Below are 18416 nucleotides of genomic sequence, written 5' to 3' on the forward strand. Positions count from 1 at the left end.
AAAACAGGAATCTATCATTTAAGATTGAAATAAAATACTATACAGATTTCTATTTGTATATATGAACCTGAAAATGAATTTAATAAATGATTACTTTTACAAATTATTATTAAAAATAGGCCCAGTATTAAAATAGTAAGTAGAGGGAAAAGCAGATATTCAACTGCCTTTGTTCTGTTTACTTATCGGTAGGTATTGTTTCAAGCTGGCTCACAACATTCCATATTAACGTTCTTGTATGCAATGGTATATTTGGGTCATTGCTTACGTCTTCAAGGATGGAAATGCTGGATGAAGCCCTTAAAAACAGCTGTTCATCACCGTTTTGCAGTTTATCTACAACTTCATTTGCAGAACGCCGTATGTTGCGTGGTACAGAATTATCATTGGCTATCTGCTCCAGAATCTGTACACACTGGTTTATAACTTCGTCAACATTAACATTATCCGACATATATATATCACCTTGGATTAACTCTTTTAATCTGAAATATAAAATAAGCTATAGTTAAGTATTTCTAAATCGTTGTTGCTATATAAATACTTTCATTCATTTGAGTAAATCAATGGTGTGATATTATCAAATCTCTTAAATGGGTTGATATTTAAAAAATAATATCAGCGATAAAAAAATATTTTGAAACTAAGGTATGGTGTTGCAGTTAATCATTAAACTTTACGATAAATCTGGATCCATTGTTCCGGTCGAGTTCAATATCTCCATTGATATGGTTCACCAATGTGCAAACTAGGTTTAACGATATCCCATAACCAAAACCCCACATCAGCCAGATTTTCTGCATCTTTATACAAAAAATCATCTATAAAAGAAGGACTTCTTTGTTCCAGATTAGTTATTTTGTTTCTTTTATCCTGAAGCTCCTTTATTAATTGCTATTTGGTTTTATTTTCATCAGACGATTTATCCATAAAGGATTAAATAAATGTTATTTTTAAAATTACTTTTTATTTATATATAATAAAGTATGCTTTCTTTCTGGATAACTGTTATTTTCCATATCAATGGATCTGCATTCATAACCGTTAAATACCATATATAGACTCTTGTATAACTATGTGAAATTAACTATATAGGTAATGTAGCATATATTATACATGAGGAGACGATTTTCATGGGCACTGAAGAGCTGGAACTGGACAAAATATCAAGGATGTTGGAACGTGGAGCAACAATGCTTTCTCAACATTGTCAGACATGTGGTTCTCCCCTTTTCAGATATCAGGGTGAGATTATTTGCCCGATATGCCAGGGTAGGGATGAATCAACTGCTGAATATCCACAACCGAAACAACATCAGGAAACAACGGATATCCAGTATCAAGAACAAACATCTAAAGAAAACAGCGAATCAGAACAGGTATTTAGTGAACAGGAAAGACCCGAGACAGATAAATCAATGCATACTCCAGTATCCACAGGTTCTGATGTACAGTATACAAGGGACCTTGTATTGAAAAAAGTAAATGACATTGCACAGATGATGCAGGATGAAAATGATACCAGACGTGTTTTTGAGTATTTCGATATCATTGAGCGTGGGCTGGAGATTGTTGAAAAAATCGACAGGAACAGGTAATCAGAATTCAGGATTTGTATTCACTTCCCACGATTTCTCTGATTTTTGATGCAGTTTTGGGTCCGATGAGTTCAGCTTCCTGTAGTTCTTCAGAACTTGCCTTCATTATATTTTCGACAGAACCAAAATGTTTGAGTAAACTGCGGGCAGCTCTTGGACCTATATCAGAAATTGCGGATACCAGATATTCCTGCTGATCTGAAAGCAGGGGTGCAGATTTTTTTCCGTGCAGACTGACATCACGTTTTTCGTCCTTTTGTTCGCGTTTTGCCAGCAACCTGATAAGTGATGCAGTATCTTTTTCATCCCGGGTATAATAAACAGACACACCAAAATCAAGTTCCAGTGATATAAGTGTGCCATAGATGGCATTTGGGTTTAGCTGTCTGGCGGAGAACAGTTCATTTCCTTCCAGCACCAAACATGGTTTTTTGTACATGCGTGTAAGGTTTGATATCTGTTCAAAAAGTGTTTTATCTATCAATGAATTTACAAAATCTTTAGAACTTTTGCGCTCAATTGCTATGCGGTCACTGGCAATATAATCCGCGATTTCAAGGGTCTTGATTGTGAGGTCAACACCCAGTTTTTCTAGGGAGCGTACAACAGTGCTTTTAGTTTCACGCTGGTCGACAAGAACTTTCAGATAATCAGAAGGCTGTTCTTCACCAATACCTGGATCCGAACTGAAATCAAAAAGTTTCTTCTGATTATTGTTGTCTTTTTCAGTATAATCAGGTTCCTCTTTAGAGTTTGAAGACATTACATCCTGGAGATATTTCATGTTGTTTTGCATCTTGCGTTCCTTCGAAACACTGCTCCAGTAATATGCCTCATCCCTTGTTCCTTTAGTGACCAGTACAACAACTCTGCCTTCATGTTTTCTGGCAGTTCGACCTTTTCTCTGTATACTTCTGATTTCAGACGGCACAGGCTCATAAAAAAGTACAAGGTCTGTAGATGGGATGTCCAATCCTTCCTCTGCAACAGATGTTGAGACAATTACGTTGTACTCGCCATCCTTGAATTTATCAATAATCTCAACCTGCTGTTTTTGTGTCAGACCTTTATCATTGTATTTTGAACTCTGTCCAACGAACCGGATTGGGTACACACCATCCAGTTCGGATAACAGGTTTGCAAGCATTTCAGCGGTGTCCCTGTAGTTAGTAAATACAATAACCCTGGAATCTGGATTTTCTCTTAATTGTTCGGATACAATATTTCTGGTCATTTCCAGTTTCGGATGTTCTGAATAGCAATCCTTTAACCTGTGGGAGACTTGACGCATATACAAATCTTCAGCCAGACGTTTGGATGCTTTACTTCCGCTTTTTAATCCGGCTTCTCTGTCCAGTCTGTCATAATATTTTGAAAGTGCATCCACACCCTGTGTTTCAAGTACCTCAAGAGCATGGTTTACCTTAAGAATTTCAGCAAGTAGTGAAAGTGCGTTGTAGACATTTGGATCAGGATCATCATGCAACTGTGCATGCAACCTGCTTTGTAAGAACAGCAAATCTTTTTTTGTAGCTTTTTTCTTCTTCGAAACCGTGTATCCGGTATCAGATAACTTGTTGAATCTGTTCTCAAGGATTTTTTCCAGTAATTCCTTGATTTTTTTAATCTCATCTGGAAGTCTGACATATTTCCAGTCGATTTGTTTCTTCTGAATATATGGGGCGACATCACTGTCAGATTCGGTTTTAACAGCAACAGACTTAATCTGCAGGCATTCACATACTTCGTTTATTTTATCGTCATCACTTCCGGGGCTTGCGGTAATACCAAGACAGAGAGGATTTTGTGCATTTTCATAATATTTTTCTGCGATATAGGTATAGGAATAGTTCCCCACCGCACGATGTGCTTCATCAAACGTAACATGGGATACATTCTTCAGGTCGATTCTTTTTGCAAGTAAATCGTTTTCAATTACCTGGGGAGTTGAAACAACAACACTGGAATTTTTCCATAGTTCTGCACGTTTTTCAGGTGATATGTTTCCGGTGAATGCCAGTATGTTTTCTTCAGGTAATTTTAGAGTATTCCTGAAGAACTGGGTATGTTGCTCTACAAGGGGCTTGGTGGGTGAGAGAACAAGAGCTTTTCCACCGAATTTGTCCATTCGGGAGGCGATGACAAGGAGTGCTACAGTGGTTTTACCAAGACCTGTTGGCAGTACCACTAAACTGGATGTTTTCAGTGAGGTACCTGCAAGATTTAGTTGATACAGCCGCTGTTCAACAGTATCTTCTTTTATCAGTGGGTGTTTGATATAATCTGCCATTTTTAACTGGGAAAGTTGTTTTGGATAATATGTTAAACAACGTCTTTATTGTTAAATTTATAGCAAGCGGAGTGAAAGTATTAAGTTGCTACTGGTGTCCCTGCATTTTCAAATTCCAGTTCACCATATATGAGGTCACAAACAACATCCTCTATATTGTCTGTAGATGTACGAATCTGTTGCATGGTATCCCTGTCACGGATTGTTACAGTATTGTCCTCCAGTGTCTGATAATCAATAGTTATAGAAAATGGAGTTCCTATTTCATCATTACGCCGATAACGTCTTCCGATTGTTCCGGAATCATCATACGCAGTTATCACCCCTTTTTTACGGATTCGGGTGGATATACCTCTTGCAGGTTTAATCAATTCACTCTTGGACATGAGGGGCAGTACTGCAACCTGTATAGGTGATACTTCTTTTTTGAACTTCAGTACAATCCGGTAATCTTCTTCATCCTCATTTATCATTTCCTTATTGTAGGCATGTTCAAGGACGCAGTATATTATCCTGTCAATACCGTATGAAGGCTCTATGACATGAGGAACGACTGTCTCACCACTTACCTTGACGGTTTCTTCACTAAATTCTACCATGTTGGAGGGTACGGTATATTCTTCACCATCAACAGTAACTTCAATGTTATCCTTTTCAAGTTCTCCAGGCGGCATTTTTTTAAGTTCTTCTGCGACTGCTTTGGCTTTGCCTTTAAACGCAGGTCCAAGTTTGCTCATATCAGGTTTTACCACAAGCTGATTCACTGTTTCAGGCTCTTCATATTCTCTATATATCGAAAGTTCTGTACCGCTTGCATCGGTATGGGCTTTGAGATCGTAATTGGTTCTGTCGGCAATACCCACTGTTTCTATCCATCCGAACCGGTCGGATTCAATTTCAGCATCCCAGCAATCAACGGCGTAATGTGCCATCTCGTCTTTTTTATGCTGTCTGAATCTTAATTTATCGGGTTTTATACCGATACGCAGTAGAAATTCCTGCGTAAGTGCAATGTGATATGCAAGATATTCATGTGCGATATAGCCTTCTTTTACAGCATCCTCTAAACGGGTAGGTCTGATAGAACCGTCATTTTCATTTTCAATATACAGGTTCAAAATGGTATCCGCATATCGGTCAAATTCTGGATGGCTTTTATCTTCAGGTGGTATGAATATTTCAGCTTCAGCCTGTGTGAATTCCCGGAGTCTTATAACACCCTGTCTGGGAGAAATTTCATTGCGATAGGATTTACCGATCTGGGTAACGCCAAAGGGAAGCTTTTCCCGGTAATATCTGGCAAGCCTCAGGAAATTTATGAACATCCCCTGTGCGGTTTCAGGACGCAGATATGCAGGTTTACCGTTCCCGGGTCCGATATTACTGTTAAACATCAGATTGAATGAATATACACTTCCCAGTTTACCACCACATACTGGGCATGGAATTTCATTCTCTCTTATTGCTTTTTCCAGTATGTTATTGCTCATGGCTTCGGCTGATTCTATATCAAGCTCATCCTCTACCAGATGGTCCGCTCTGAAAGCTTCACCGCATTCTATACATTCACATAACGGGTCTGAAAAACCACCAACATGCCCCGAAGCCCTGAAAACATCTTCGATACCAATAGTAGGGGTTTCGATTTCCATGAAACCTTCGTGTACTACATACATTTCACGCCATATTTGTTCTATCCGGCGTTTGAGTGTACTTCCCAAGGGTCCGTAATCATAAAAACCGCCAGTACCACCATAAAGTTCAAATGAGTTCCATAAAAATCCGCGTCTTTTTGCCAGTTCAATAACCTGTTCGTATTTATCCATGATAGTCCTCATAAAATTGTTATTAGTTATTGGCACAAATTGATTGTTTTTAATATCCTGAAGCAAATGAATTATATATTTTCTGAATATGGTAATTAAATAAGGAAATTTAAATTTAACTTAAATCGCAGACAACTTTGTTATAACCAAGTGATTCCATGTCAAGGAAACTAAACAGCGCTGATATTAGTATTTTGTACAAACTTTTGCCTGAATTAAAAACAGGTACCAGTTCACCCAAATACCGATCTGTATTGCCGCCTGTATCAAAGTTTTATGTAAAATCAGATGAAGATTTTAAGGCAAGGATTAATAAACTATCGGATGATGAACTGGAATATATTGTTGATTTGATTCTTAAAGGGGATGAGTGTCTGCGATGCATCCGCAACACCCATGTAGGCATATTGTTCCAGATTGTATCTGACCGACTGTCATCCAACAAAGCCAATGACCTGAAGGAATTGTATGAAATTGTCCAGAAATGAATTTAGATGCTTTCTCTAGACTGGAACACCTCATCCACGGTCATACCTTCATGCACAATTTTTGCGACATCATTAACCATGGCAGTGGGGTCTTTAGCCTGGAATACATTTCTCCCCAGTGCAACACCTTTTCCACCTGCTTGGATTGAATCATAAACCATCTGGAGAATCTGTCTTTCATCTTCCATGTGAGGGCCACCGGCAATGATAACCGGTACAGGGCATCCTTTAACAACTTCTGTAAATGAATCGATATCACCTGTATAATTTGTTTTGACAATGTCAGCACCCAGCTCTGCACCTACCCTTGCAACATGTTTGACATATTCTGCATCATGTTCGGAGGCGATTTTTTCACCTCTTGGGTACATCATAGCAAGAAGCGGCATACCCCATTCATCACATTTTTTGCCGATGTATCCAAGGTCCTGCAGCATTTCTGCTTCATCATCAGCACCAATATTGATATGCACTGATACAGCATCAGCACCGACTTTGATCGCTTCTTCCACAGTTGTTACCAATACCTTGTGGTCTGGATCCGGTCCCAGGGAAGTAGATGCTGATATATGGATGATTAATCCGATATCGCGCCCATATCCCCGATGACCGTATTTTGGAAGCCCCATATGACCCAGAACAGCGTTAGCACCACCTTCTGCAACTTTGTTCACGGTATCAGGCATATCTATCAAACCTTTTATAGGTCCAGCACCAACACCGTGGTCCATTGGAATTACTATAGCGTTACCTGTATCCCGATTGAATATCCTCTCTATTCTCACTGATTTGCCAATTTCGCTCATGTTAGATTGTAAGGTTTAATGTTACATATTTTTTATGTAAGTGTTACATACTAACCCATGTTAACAAATATTTCCATCTGGTTTTGAAAGTTCTAATTTCTCATGATAATCATAAAATTGCATCTAATCTGAATGAAAAGCTGTAATTTTAAAGTTATTATTTGAGTGGATGGATTTATATAATTTCAGTTCGTCTTCTAACTATACATATAATCTGTTATCGAAAACCAAAAAATTCTGTTTTTTATAGTAAATTATATGGATTTTATTGTAATGTGGCATGCATCAATAAATATTTATTACAAATTGATTTGATGCTTTTTAATAACATCACATTTTAAATTTAGTGGATTGCGGATTCTTATCTGATACTCCACATCTAAAAAAGAGGAATTAACCTGGCAAACTATAAAAGTAATATGAGAAAGGATAGAAATAACAGTCGTAAACAATCCAGTGAAACACCCGCAATAACAAGGGTTCGTACACCCCGAAAAGATAAAAATGAAGTGTTTGCAACTGTTTCCACATTATTAGGTGGGAAAAGAGTTAAGCTCCAGTGTATGGACGGAACTGAACGGATGGGGCGTATTCCCGGTTCAAAAAAAAAGAGAATGTGGATACGTGAAGGAGATATTGTCATAGCACTTCCATGGGATTTTCAGGATGAAAAGGCTGATGTAATCTGGAAATACACCCGTCCGCAAATTGAATGGCTGGATAAAAAGGGTTATTTGAGTAAATAATAAAAAAGGTAAGATGACTTTTATAAATTTTAAATTACTTTTTTTATTAAATGATATTATTTTTATCGGGTAAATACATTTTAATTTAATATAGCAAGTTCTAATTAAAGCTATTGAAAATTTTGACGGCTTTATTGTATTTAACACTGGAAAATAACACCATCATTCATTATATATATTTATAGTACATAGTTGGGTTCAGAGAGCAGACGTAGTGAATGAGGGGAAAAACTCTACACCTGTTGAAAGTAGTGGACGAGTTTGGTTAATGATTGAGTGGAGGTTCAACCATTTGTGTATATGGTTGAAATAATACTATTTAAACTACTCAGCCTGTAATATGGGGGATTCTTACAGGCTGGGTGGTGAAACTCCGCACTGTCAATGTGTTTCTTATTTTTCTTGAGCCGTCCGGATATACCCAGATAGATTCTCTGATTTTTAAGTTCAGGGAAATATTTCATAGCCCGCACTACTTTCAGGAAAATATCGGTTTTATAGGGATGCTGTTTGAAACTATCCAGTTCCTGTACACCGCTTTCGTTATCGAATAACAGGTAATCCTCTATATTGTTCATCTGCCGGCCACCCTGCGGATGAATTGTATTCAGGTTTATTGTTAAGATTAAAGCTTAAATCAGAGGTTTTCATTCTGATACTGTCCATTGTACCCTTCGATGACCTCATTGTCCAGTTTATAAAACAACAACTGCATGAGTCTGGAATTTTTCTTTAATCTAAAACCTGCGGGGTTGTGTACAACAAGCATGGATTCGCTTCTTCCCCGATAGCCGGCATCCCATACTGCGGTCTCAAGACTTGTTCCGCACCGTATCAGGCTTGACCTCGGTTTTGCAATGGCTGCCAGGTTTTTCGGAATGTTAACGATTTCATTAAAAATAACCTTGTAGATACCACTGGGAAGTTCTATCCATTCGTTATCATTAAATTCCAGATTAACCCCATCCGGTATAATACGTTCAGAATTATCAAAATCAACAGAACCTGGACCATCAATTGTTCGTATTTCTTTGAGGGTCATCTCGATGCCATTTGGCTGTATCTGGGTATACTGGTCTATCAGATTATCCACTATCGGTGGATTCTGATTCATCATCATCTTTAATTCGTTTTCAGATAAAAGAGTCATAGTATCATTACCAGATGTCATGAATTATTATTGTATCGGTAAGATATAACTAATAAAAGTATTATATATTAATGGAAACTGGTAAATACCTGTGATTATTACTATTGATTATAAATGTGTAGAGGTTTTCCTATTTACACCAAAAACTTTAATCTAAACATCGAATTTGCAAATGATTTCACATCGGGTTCCCATTTAAATTTATTCTATAACAGCGCAGAAGAACTGATGGAAGTATTACCATCGTTTTATAAATCCGGGTTTGAAAATAACGAATATTGCATATGGGTTATTTCTGAATATGATTTTGTATCTGTTGAGAATGCTAAGGAAGAGTTAAGAAATACCGAATTAGATGTAGATTTTTATATCGAGTCAGGTCAGTTTGAAATAATTCATATAAACCAGTGCTGTCTCCCGGGCTTTGCTGGCAGTCGTTCCAGCTTTTCAGATGTCTTAAGTTTCTGGAAACAAAAATACAGTGATGCAATTGGAAACAACTTCAATGGATTGAGGATGGCTGAAAACATAACATCATATCTAGAATACAACCCATCCGATTATTTCAATTATGAGAGCTTTTTAGATGATATGATCAGGGGCAGGGAATTTACGGTTTTATGTAACTGCCTCCTTGATAAATGTTCACAGACTGATATCATTGATTTGATATCATATCACTACAGGACAATATTGAAAAAAGATGGTGTCTGGAAATCTCTTGAATATAAAACAGAAACAACTGGTAAAAAAATACACAATTTAAATATAGAGTTCTATAATAAAATACTCGACAGTATCTGGTTGGGAGTATGGGCTGTTGATAGTTCGGATAACCTTATCTTTTTGAATAAAACCATGGAATCGGTTTTCGGTGTTTCCAGGGATGAAGTGCTTAATACAAGTTTTATGAATTATATCTCCAAACAAAGACCTTTTGGTGAATCTCATTTTGGAGAACTGTATCTGCACGCCAAAAAATCCCGTGAACCTGTGACCTATAATGCTCTCGCGTTTTTAACCCCTAATGGCAACATGAGTTACCATAATGGAGTCCTTATTCCACTGTTTGATGAGAATGGTAATTATGAAGGAATACTTGGCACAGTTGAAGAGGCAACATCAGCAAAAAGAAAAATCAGTGATATATCAATCTGTGATACACTGGAAGCCAAACATAAGATAGAAAAGGTTTATGAAACCAGCCCGGTAGTAGCTTTTTTATGGAAGGCTGTAAACAACTGGCCGGTTGAATATGTATCCGAAAACATTACACAATTTGGATACGAACCTGAAGAATTTATATCAGGACGACTAACATTTGGTGACATAGTTCATCCGGATGATATTGATAAATTAAAATCGGATTTTTCAGAATATGAGGAAGAAAACAAATCATCATATTTCACACTGGATTACAGGATTCTTACAAAATCAGGTGAAACACGCTGGGTAACCGAGAAATCACTGGTTATACGTGACCATAAAGGTTCGATAAAATATCTACAGGGTATAATTATTGATATAACCGAGCGTAAAAAGGCAGAAGAAACTTTACAACTTGAGGAATCACGACTTGAGGCACTTTTGAAATTGAACTATATGACAGGTGCATCATTACAGGAGATTACAGATTTTGCTCGTGAAGAAGCAGTCCGATTAACAAACAGTAAACTGGGTTACCTTGCTTTCCTGAACTATGATGAAACAATACTTATTATGCACTCGTGGTCAAAGGGTGCTATGAAGGAATGTAAAATTGAAAATAAACCATTTGTTTATCCTGTAAAAACAACAGGTTTGTGGGGTGAAGCTGTAAGACAGCGAAAACCTGTTATCACCAATGATTATACTGAATCCAACCCCCTTAAAAAGGGTTATCCTAATGGGCATGTACAATTGACAAGACATATGAATGTCCCGATTTTTGATGGGGAGCATATTGTTGCAGTTGCGGGTGTGGGTAACAAAGAGGAGGATTATGATGAATCTGATGTTCGTCAAATAACTTTGCTGATACAGGGTATGTGGAAGCTTATCCAGAGAAAAGAATTCGAAGAAGCATTGAAAAAATATTCGGATGAAATTGCTAAAGTAAATTCAGAACTCAAATCCCTCGACAAAATGAAAAACGAAATCCTGTCAAGCAAAACGACATTAACTGATTATAGCGAATTACTGGATAAAGAATCACTTGATACCATTGATGAACAAAAGGATTCTGCAATCAATACACTTATACGCAGTTCTGAACAAATAAAAAGTCTTATTGGTTCTCTTCTGTATATGAGTATGGAAGAATCCGGTAAAATCAATTATACATTTTCTCTTGTGAAAATTGAAAGTATTGTAAATAACGCATATTTAAACCTGGCATTATCTATTGATGAGAAAGGTCTAGATTTAAATATGGATATACCTGATGATTTGTCGAAAATATACGGTGATAAAAATAAATTAACAGATATGTTTACCTATATTCTGGACAATTCGATAAAATTTACTCCAAATGGTGGACAAATAACTATAAGTGCGTTCGAAACTGAAAATGAATTACACATAAGAGTAACTGATAATGGAAGAGGTATTCCAAAAGAGTTAGTACCTACATTGTTCCAAAGATTTAGCCATACAGAGGGGGCAGTAATTGATGGGTTGGAAAAGGCAGGTTCAAGTCTGTATGTATGCAAAAAAATCGTAAATGCACATGAAGGTAAAATCACGGTTGACAGTAAAGAGGGTGAGGGAACTACTGTAACAGTGGTAATCCCTCTACCGGACAAAGGTTCAGTTTGATATTTGGCAATAGTATTAATTAAAGAGTAGATAACATGAAAGCAGCATTGTTGGGTACATTATTTCTGTCTGAAAAAAGAAAAAACCTTTTAATGTACTTAATGGATGGACCCAAAAAAATAGATGATATAAAAGAAGAACTTGATGTAAATACCAGTGCGATAATGACCCAGATAAGGATACTTATGGATCAGGGACTGGTAACCCATGATAGTGACATCTATAAGCTGACAACTATTGGAAATGTTATTGTAAAAAAAATGAAGCCATTGCTGAACACATTAAACGTTTATATAGAAAATAAGAGTTATTGGGAAACCCGGGATTTGGAAGCAATACCTGTTAATCTTATGGACAGGATGGAAGAAATTGGTCACAGTAGATTGATAGAGCCGGATTTAAGTCATTTATTTGAACCACCGAATGAACTGGTTGTTAGTCTCAAATCAACAGAGCATGTCATGACATTTTATTCGTTTTTCTGTCCTGAATTACCAACAACTTACACAAAACTGGCAAAAAAGGGTGTCAGTTTTGAAATTATCCTTACAGAATCTGTTTTTGAGAGGTTAAAAAATGAATTTTTGGAAGAATATGATATTATGTTGAATTCTGAAAATGGATGTCTGTATGTATGTGATGACAATATAGACAAACCAGCTTCACTAACTGTAACTGATGAAATGATATTAATATCACTCTTTAATGAAGAAGGAGTGTTTGACCACAGAAAACTGATTAGTTTTGAGCCTAGTGCGTTAAAATGGGCAAGTGATTTGTTTGAATATTATATCAATAAATCAAAAAAGGTCACTTCCTGATATTGAAATACTTTTTTGAGTTCATTGCACATTTTAACTAACATTTATCTTCCTTCTATTCTGGTTAGCCTTTTACTTACAGGTTTGATTGTTCTTATTAATGAAATCAACGTATTTGATTTGATTGTAGTTTTTAATTCTGTGTTGTTTTTTCATAATATTAAAATGGTTAATGTATTACCACACGTTATGTTATATATTTTACCTTCCATAATTGGTTATTGTAATAGTATGGCATATAATGCCGTACCTAAATTAATAAAAAATTAAACAAAAAAGAGAGGCAGGTAGATGACACAATCCAAACCAAAGGGAGATATATTAAACGGCTTAACTAATGCAGTTATTCAGGGAGACCAGGAATCTGCAAAGGAATTAGCAACAAAAGTGATTGGAAACGGTGGTACAGTAGACCCCTATGAGGCCATTGTTGATGGTCTGGCAAAAGGCATGTCCATCATGAGTGATAAATACGAAAAAGGCGAGGTGTTTGTACCCCATCTTCTGGTGGCATCAAATGCCATGTATGCAGGAATGAATATACTTGCACCGCATATAACAACAGATGAATCATCAAAACAATCCACAGTTGTAATTGGTACAGTCCAGGGGGATGTCCATGACATCGGTAAAAACCTTGTAAAAACCATGCTGACAGCGTCTGGATTCAATGCAATTGATCTGGGGAACGATGTACAACTTGACGAGTTTGTCGAAAAAGCTAAAGAAAACAAAGCTGATGCCATCTCTATGAGTGCATTAATGACAACCACTATGGGTGGTATGGAAACTGTCATTGATAAACTCAAGGAGGAGGGATTGAGAGATTCTGTGATTATAATGGTCGGAGGAGCTCCTGTATCTGAGGATTATGCAACTAATATTGGAGCGGATGCAACTCTACCGGATGCAGACTCGGCTGCTGATTGGTTAAAAGAGGCTGTTAAGGAACTAGACCCATCAGAGCGCAGATGGAGCGAAGAGAAAATCAGCACAAGCAAGGTGAAATACAGAGAAGAGCTTGCAAAGAAGACAGTGTCTACTGAAGTTGACATCGGAAGAGAAACTGCCAAAGAGATAATAGAGGAAGTAGAAAGTGTAGGTATAAAAGGAAAGGAGGAGATGACATCTATAGAACGGGTGACCAGTTCACTTGAAGATAAAAAAGTAGATCGTATTCCTGTCTATCCTCTAGCATGTGGAGTATTAAGAAAATTCGTTCCAACTACATACAAGCAGTATGCAATCGATCCCGAGATGTTTGCACAATCTGCCTATGCAGGTGCCAAATATCTGGACTTTGATATGTTTGTAGGTCTGATAGACCTGTCTATCACTTCCGGTGACCTTGGTTGTGAGATCTCCTATCCTGAAGAAGACACACCATCCTCTAAAGGACACTTGGAAGATTATGAAGAAATAGAGGTTCCAGAGGTAAAGGAAGGGACCCGTGCATATGAACTGGTAGAGGCTACCAAACTTGCCAAAGACAAGTTGCATGAACTCGGCAAACCAGTTGTAGGGTTCCATGAAGGTCCTCTTCTAACCCTTACCCAGCTAATGGGTGCAGACAGGGTAATGATGGATATGAAAACCAATCCGGATGTTGTACTCGATGCGGTAGATAAATGTGCTGATTATGTAAATGCAGTTACTGAAAAATTCTTCGAAGAAGATGCATGTGATGCACTTTGTATAGACAATCTCTGGTCCAATAACAAGATAATGTCTGAGGATGATTACTGGAAATTCGATGGGAAATACATTGTGGACAAACATGTACCATTGTTCAAGAAGTACAACCAGCCGTACATGATTCACAGTTGTGCGGACTCAGTCCACTATGATACACAGATTAGTAAATTCGGAACAGACCTCTTCAGTTATGCCTACTATCCGGATGAAAGAGACCTGGGTTCAAAGAACTATGCAGATCTGATTCCAAAATACGGTCATGAATGCTGCATGATGGGAGAAGTAGACCCTATACAGTTTATGGATAACTCTTCCGAAACAATAGATAAAATAAAAAATGACACTGACAGCGTATTGAATGGAGCTCTAAACACACTTAATGAAAACGGGTTCCAGTCGAAATATGTCGTATCTACCGGTTGTGAGATACCTCCAGGTGGATCGTTGACAGGGGTTAAAGAAATGATAGACCTTGTAAAAGAAAAAGGTCCAGAACTTCAAAAGAAGATAATAGGGTGATTATTTCACCCTGTTCTTCTAAATTTTAATAAACTAAAAGAAGGTGTGCTAGTATGGACCTAGGATTGGGTGTGGATACAGGCGGAACATATACAGATACAATAATTATGGATATATCAAACGGTAATGTACTTGATTCAAATAAATCTCTTACCACTTACCCTGAGCTGATAACTGGTATCAAAAATGCAATAGATGGATTAAATAGTGAATATTTAAAGGATGTAAAATTTGTTTCTGTATCCACAACACTTGCTACAAATTCCATCCTTGAAAATAAAGGAAGGCCAGCAGGTTTAATTCTCATAGGTTATTCTATTCCTAAAAAGTTATCTACAGATGTAGTGATTTCACTCAGTGGCGGACATGATGCAAACGGGGACGAAATCGAACCACTGGATGATTTTGATACTATTAAAGAATTTATACTGAAAAATAAAGACAGAGTATCATCCTTTGCAATTTCATCATATTTTGGAGTCAGAAATCCTGAACATGAAAATCAGGTAAAAGAAATGGTCCAAAATCTTACGGACCTGCCTGTTGTATGCGGACATGAGCTGTCCCAGGATCTGGGTGCATATGAAAGGTCAGTAACAGCACTGCTTAATGCTCAGTTAATTCCTGAAACCAGTCAGTTTATAAAATCGATACATTCTGTTATGAATGAGAAAAATATCAATGCGACATTGATGATGATGAAATGTGACGGCTCTCTTATAAAAATCGAAGAGGCATTAAAAAAACCGGTTGAAACGATTTTTTCAGGTCCGGCTGCGAGTCTTGTTGGTGCATCCCATCTTACTAATCTTGATACATGTGCAACAGTTGATGTGGGGGGTACAAGTACTGATGTATCATTCATGTCAAACGGAATCCCAGAGATAAGTGATACCGGAGCTGTAGTAGGCGGCTGGAAAACAATGGTAAAAGCCATAAGTATGGATACATCGGCAATGGGAGGGGATAGCCATGTATGGATTCAGAAAAAATCGTTTATTGGTCCAAAAAGAGTTGTTCCATTGTGTCAGGCAGCATCTAAATACCCTCAGATTATAGATAAACTGGAAACCAATAAGAAAATATCTAAAAGAATCATGGATGATGTCATCCAGCCAACTGCATTTTTCATGGTCAATGGTTATGATAAAACCGGTTTTTATGATCTGGGTGACTATGAGAAAAAAGTAATTGATGTAATAGTAGAATCAGATGTTCCTTTATCGATACTGGATGTATCTGAAAAGTTGCAGGATCATCCTTTGATGTTTTCAAACACTTTGAGATTACTGGAACAGAAGAAATATATTAACCAGATTGGTTTCACACCAACTGATGCACTTCATGTTCTAAATGATTACAACAGATGGGATACAAAAGCAGCCCGTATAGGTGCTGAATTACTGGCAAATCAGATCAACATGAATCCGGGGTCATTCAGTTCCTATATAAAAGAAGAAGTAGTAAGGACAATATCATTAAACCTGGTGGACTTTTTTGCAGATGATGTTGATAAATCCGATATAAATAAACTATTGAACAAATCTGGTTATTTAAAAATGAAGATGAACCTGCCTGTAGTTTTAATTGGTGCATCTGTAAAAGCGTATTTGAATGATTTGAATACGTTCCTAGATGCAGGATTTATAGCACCTGAGTATTCAGAAGTCGGGAATGCGGTTGGTGCACTTATGGGGGATGTCATATACAGGACTGAAACTTCTATTAAACCGTATAAAACAGGAAGTAGCAAATACGTTGTTTTTTCGGAAACCGGAAGGAATATTTTTGAAACCTATGAAGAAGCAAAAGATTATGCTATTGACTTTACTGAAAGACTTGTTTTTGAATATATGAGAAGTTACAATCTGGATAAAAACAGTGTTCAGTTCAACCTTGATAAAAATGAGATTGGTAAAAGAATGGGTACACCTATTGAAACAAAACTGGTTGGAATCGGAGTTGGCAAACCCATAAACAAAGTAACAGGTAAAAATTATGATAGAGAATGCAACCTCAAAACCAGAACACAGGTACCAGGCTCATCCTGACAGTCTGGAAGGTTTGGTACAACATGCTCAGAAGAAAGTAGGGATTGAAAATACAGTTGAAGAGCAGGAACTGATGAAACATCTGGAAAGTGTATGCAGCCAGATAACGGATATGTTAAGCTCATCCTTTGGACCAAAGGGATTTAACAAAATAATCATAAATCCGGTAAATGACATCTATCTGACCAGTGACGGAAAAACTATACTTAATGAAACCGATATACTGCACCCGGTAGTAACATCTTTAAAAAACCTTGCCGATTCAATGGATAGGACCTGTGGAGATGGGACCAAAACAGCAGTTCTCCTGGCTGCTGCACTTGTAAACAATGCAGTTGGTCTTATAAATAGAGGTATTCATCCAACGACTATTATTAATGGTTATCAAAAAGCACTCAATAAATCCTATGAAATCCTTCAATTTGAAAGCAAGTCTGTCAAATCACAGGATGACATTTATTCTGCCATTTTAAGTGCGTCCTCAAGTAAAGGTGTAGAGACTCACCAGGCTGAAAAACTTGCAAAAATCATGCTCGAGGCTGTAAACAGATTAAATACCAATTCTGAAGATGCAGATTTGGATTTAAATGATAATGTCAGAATCATCAAAAAAATAGGACCTTCTGAAATTGTTGCTTTAAACGGAATTATCCTGGATGAAAAACCAGCACGTTTTGAGATGCCTGATTATTTATCATCTCCTGATATTGTGATCTTGAATTATGATTTAAAAGTGAATAGTGAGTTTCTGAATCCACAGCACAATATAAATATGGATACCTTTGAAACGGCTTACCAGTTTGAAGAGAGCCGCAAATCTATTTTGAAAAATTATGCTGACAAAATCATAAAATCTGGCGCTGGTGTAGTTTTTTGTGAAGGAGATGTAGACCCTTATATTGAGTCTTTACTTGTTGAAAATAACATATTGATGTTTAAAAAAATGAAGGTTAAAGATATCGAAATCCTCTCTAGAATAACAGGTGCTGAAATAGTGACCATCAGGGATGACCTGAACTTATCATCACTCGGGAAAGCGGATAATATCGAAGTAAAAAAGAAATACGGAGAGTATCTGGTATATGTAACAGCGAATAGTCAGATGATGACAACCATCCTGATCTGGGAACCTGTAAAATACAATCTTGAGAAGGTGGAGGAAGCTGCAGATGATGCATTGAATAATGCAGCCTTTATTTCTAGGAACAGGTCGGTTGTAACCGGTGGAGGGGGTATTGAATTTGAACTCTCACAGATGTTAAAACTATATGCATCGACAATTGAGGGTAAAGAACAGCTTGCAGTAATAGAATATGCAAACGCACTGGAGAAAATCCCCAGGATTCTTGCAGCCAATATGGGTCTGAATTCGGTTGATTCGATTGCAAGTCTGCAGTACTATTACAACAAGGGTATCGATGCAAGAATTGATGTATCCAGAAAAGTTGTAAAAAACAGTCCTGCTGTATATGATTCAACTACAATTAAAAAACTGGCTGTCATATCTGCCACAGAAACAGCTAATAGCATTCTGAGAATAGATAAAATAGTTCCAAAAAGGTGAAATTTTAATTGATTTATAACAATGGAAGGTAGAAAACCCTTATGTCTTCAGCATTGCATCAAATCG

14 protein-coding genes are annotated in these 18416 nt (G+C 37.1%); 8 read left to right on the forward strand and 6 right to left on the reverse strand.

Annotation, left to right across the window (positions count from 1 at the left end):
• Nucleotides 1–178: 178 nt before the first annotated feature.
• Nucleotides 179–454, reverse strand: coding sequence for a UPF0147 family protein (locus ACLFMM_RS04875; protein ID WP_410807590.1), 276 nt, complete (start codon nucleotides 452–454; stop codon nucleotides 179–181).
• 679 nt (nucleotides 455–1133) lie between these two features.
• Here ACLFMM_RS04875 and ACLFMM_RS04880 point away from each other — a divergent pair.
• Nucleotides 1134–1598, forward strand: coding sequence for an Sjogren's syndrome/scleroderma autoantigen 1 family protein (locus tag ACLFMM_RS04880; RefSeq protein WP_410807591.1), 465 nt, complete (start codon nucleotides 1134–1136; stop codon nucleotides 1596–1598).
• 7 nt (nucleotides 1599–1605) lie between these two features.
• On the opposite strand, the gene ACLFMM_RS04885 is transcribed toward ACLFMM_RS04880, so the two are convergent.
• Both ACLFMM_RS04885 and glyS read right to left on the reverse strand, forming a co-directional pair.
• Complete coding sequence (locus ACLFMM_RS04885) at nucleotides 1606–3888, reverse strand: DEAD/DEAH box helicase (protein ID WP_410807592.1); 2283 nt, start codon at nucleotides 3886–3888, stop codon at nucleotides 1606–1608.
• 80 nt (nucleotides 3889–3968) lie between these two features.
• Entirely contained in the window at nucleotides 3969–5714 is a 1746-nt protein-coding gene (glyS, locus tag ACLFMM_RS04890) for a glycine--tRNA ligase (RefSeq protein ID WP_410807593.1), read from the reverse strand.
• A gap of 158 nt (nucleotides 5715–5872) precedes the next feature.
• Between glyS and ACLFMM_RS04895 the strand changes: the two genes are divergently transcribed.
• Complete coding sequence (locus tag ACLFMM_RS04895; RefSeq protein ID WP_410807594.1) at nucleotides 5873–6202, forward strand: hypothetical protein; 330 nt, start codon at nucleotides 5873–5875, stop codon at nucleotides 6200–6202.
• Between the two features lie 2 nt (nucleotides 6203–6204).
• On the opposite strand, the gene ACLFMM_RS04900 is transcribed toward ACLFMM_RS04895, so the two are convergent.
• Nucleotides 6205–7008, reverse strand: coding sequence for a 2-amino-3,7-dideoxy-D-threo-hept-6-ulosonate synthase (locus ACLFMM_RS04900; protein ID WP_410807595.1), 804 nt, complete (start codon nucleotides 7006–7008; stop codon nucleotides 6205–6207).
• A gap of 419 nt (nucleotides 7009–7427) precedes the next feature.
• Between ACLFMM_RS04900 and eif1A the strand changes: the two genes are divergently transcribed.
• Nucleotides 7428–7754: a translation initiation factor eIF-1A gene (eif1A, locus tag ACLFMM_RS04905; protein ID WP_410807596.1), complete on the forward strand. Its 327-nt coding sequence runs from the start codon at nucleotides 7428–7430 to the stop codon at nucleotides 7752–7754.
• Nucleotides 7755–8038: 284 nt separating this feature from the next.
• On the opposite strand, the gene ACLFMM_RS04910 is transcribed toward eif1A, so the two are convergent.
• Nucleotides 8039–8332, reverse strand: coding sequence for a hypothetical protein (locus ACLFMM_RS04910; RefSeq protein ID WP_410807597.1), 294 nt, complete (start codon nucleotides 8330–8332; stop codon nucleotides 8039–8041).
• A 59-nt stretch (nucleotides 8333–8391) separates the two neighbouring features.
• On the reverse strand, nucleotides 8392–8904 hold the full coding sequence (locus ACLFMM_RS04915; protein WP_410807603.1) for a deoxyuridine 5'-triphosphate nucleotidohydrolase: 513 nt from the start codon (nucleotides 8902–8904) through the stop codon (nucleotides 8392–8394).
• 114 nt (nucleotides 8905–9018) lie between these two features.
• On the opposite strand from ACLFMM_RS04915, the gene ACLFMM_RS04920 reads away from it, so the two are divergent.
• The 5 genes from ACLFMM_RS04920 to ACLFMM_RS04940 all read left to right on the forward strand — a co-directional run bounded on the left by ACLFMM_RS04920 (nucleotide 9019) and on the right by ACLFMM_RS04940 (nucleotide 18350).
• A complete protein-coding gene (locus ACLFMM_RS04920) occupies nucleotides 9019–11700 on the forward strand; it encodes a GAF domain-containing protein (protein WP_410807598.1) in 2682 nt (893 codons plus the stop codon).
• Between the two features lie 35 nt (nucleotides 11701–11735).
• Nucleotides 11736–12521 (forward strand): helix-turn-helix transcriptional regulator, encoded by a 786-nt coding sequence (locus ACLFMM_RS04925; RefSeq protein ID WP_410807599.1) that lies wholly within the window; start codon nucleotides 11736–11738, stop codon nucleotides 12519–12521.
• Between the two features lie 291 nt (nucleotides 12522–12812).
• Nucleotides 12813–14735 (forward strand): uroporphyrinogen decarboxylase family protein, encoded by a 1923-nt coding sequence (locus ACLFMM_RS04930; protein WP_410807600.1) that lies wholly within the window; start codon nucleotides 12813–12815, stop codon nucleotides 14733–14735.
• Between the two features lie 53 nt (nucleotides 14736–14788).
• The gene (locus ACLFMM_RS04935) at nucleotides 14789–16786 is read left to right on the forward strand and encodes a hydantoinase/oxoprolinase family protein (RefSeq protein WP_410807601.1); all 1998 of its coding nucleotides are present in this window, start codon (nucleotides 14789–14791) and stop codon (nucleotides 16784–16786) included.
• Nucleotides 16734–18350, forward strand: coding sequence for a TCP-1/cpn60 chaperonin family protein (locus ACLFMM_RS04940; protein ID WP_410807602.1), 1617 nt, complete (start codon nucleotides 16734–16736; stop codon nucleotides 18348–18350). The genes ACLFMM_RS04935 and ACLFMM_RS04940 overlap by 53 nt, the downstream gene beginning before the upstream one ends.
• Nucleotides 18351–18416 lie beyond the last annotated feature (66 nt).

Source organism: Methanohalobium sp. (assembly GCF_046546175.1).
Taxonomy (GTDB): Archaea; Halobacteriota; Methanosarcinia; order Methanosarcinales; family Methanosarcinaceae; genus Methanohalobium.

Coding starts and splice junctions, on each gene's coding strand:
- ACLFMM_RS04875 (WP_410807590.1), bottom strand. CDS start 454: ATGTCGGATAATGTTAATGTTGACGAAGTTATAAACCAGTGTGTACAG.
- ACLFMM_RS04880 (WP_410807591.1), top strand. CDS start 1,134: ATGGGCACTGAAGAGCTGGAACTGGACAAAATATCAAGGATGTTGGAA.
- ACLFMM_RS04885 (WP_410807592.1), bottom strand. CDS start 3,888: ATGGCAGATTATATCAAACACCCACTGATAAAAGAAGATACTGTTGAA.
- glyS (WP_410807593.1), bottom strand. CDS start 5,714: ATGGATAAATACGAACAGGTTATTGAACTGGCAAAAAGACGCGGATTT.
- ACLFMM_RS04895 (WP_410807594.1), top strand. CDS start 5,873: ATGTCAAGGAAACTAAACAGCGCTGATATTAGTATTTTGTACAAACTT.
- ACLFMM_RS04900 (WP_410807595.1), bottom strand. CDS start 7,008: ATGAGCGAAATTGGCAAATCAGTGAGAATAGAGAGGATATTCAATCGG.
- eif1A (WP_410807596.1), top strand. CDS start 7,428: ATGAGAAAGGATAGAAATAACAGTCGTAAACAATCCAGTGAAACACCC.
- ACLFMM_RS04910 (WP_410807597.1), bottom strand. CDS start 8,332: ATGAACAATATAGAGGATTACCTGTTATTCGATAACGAAAGCGGTGTA.
- ACLFMM_RS04915 (WP_410807603.1), bottom strand. CDS start 8,904: ATGACTCTTTTATCTGAAAACGAATTAAAGATGATGATGAATCAGAAT.
- ACLFMM_RS04920 (WP_410807598.1), top strand. CDS start 9,019: ATGTGTAGAGGTTTTCCTATTTACACCAAAAACTTTAATCTAAACATC.
- ACLFMM_RS04925 (WP_410807599.1), top strand. CDS start 11,736: ATGAAAGCAGCATTGTTGGGTACATTATTTCTGTCTGAAAAAAGAAAA.
- ACLFMM_RS04930 (WP_410807600.1), top strand. CDS start 12,813: ATGACACAATCCAAACCAAAGGGAGATATATTAAACGGCTTAACTAAT.
- ACLFMM_RS04935 (WP_410807601.1), top strand. CDS start 14,789: ATGGACCTAGGATTGGGTGTGGATACAGGCGGAACATATACAGATACA.
- ACLFMM_RS04940 (WP_410807602.1), top strand. CDS start 16,734: ATGATAGAGAATGCAACCTCAAAACCAGAACACAGGTACCAGGCTCAT.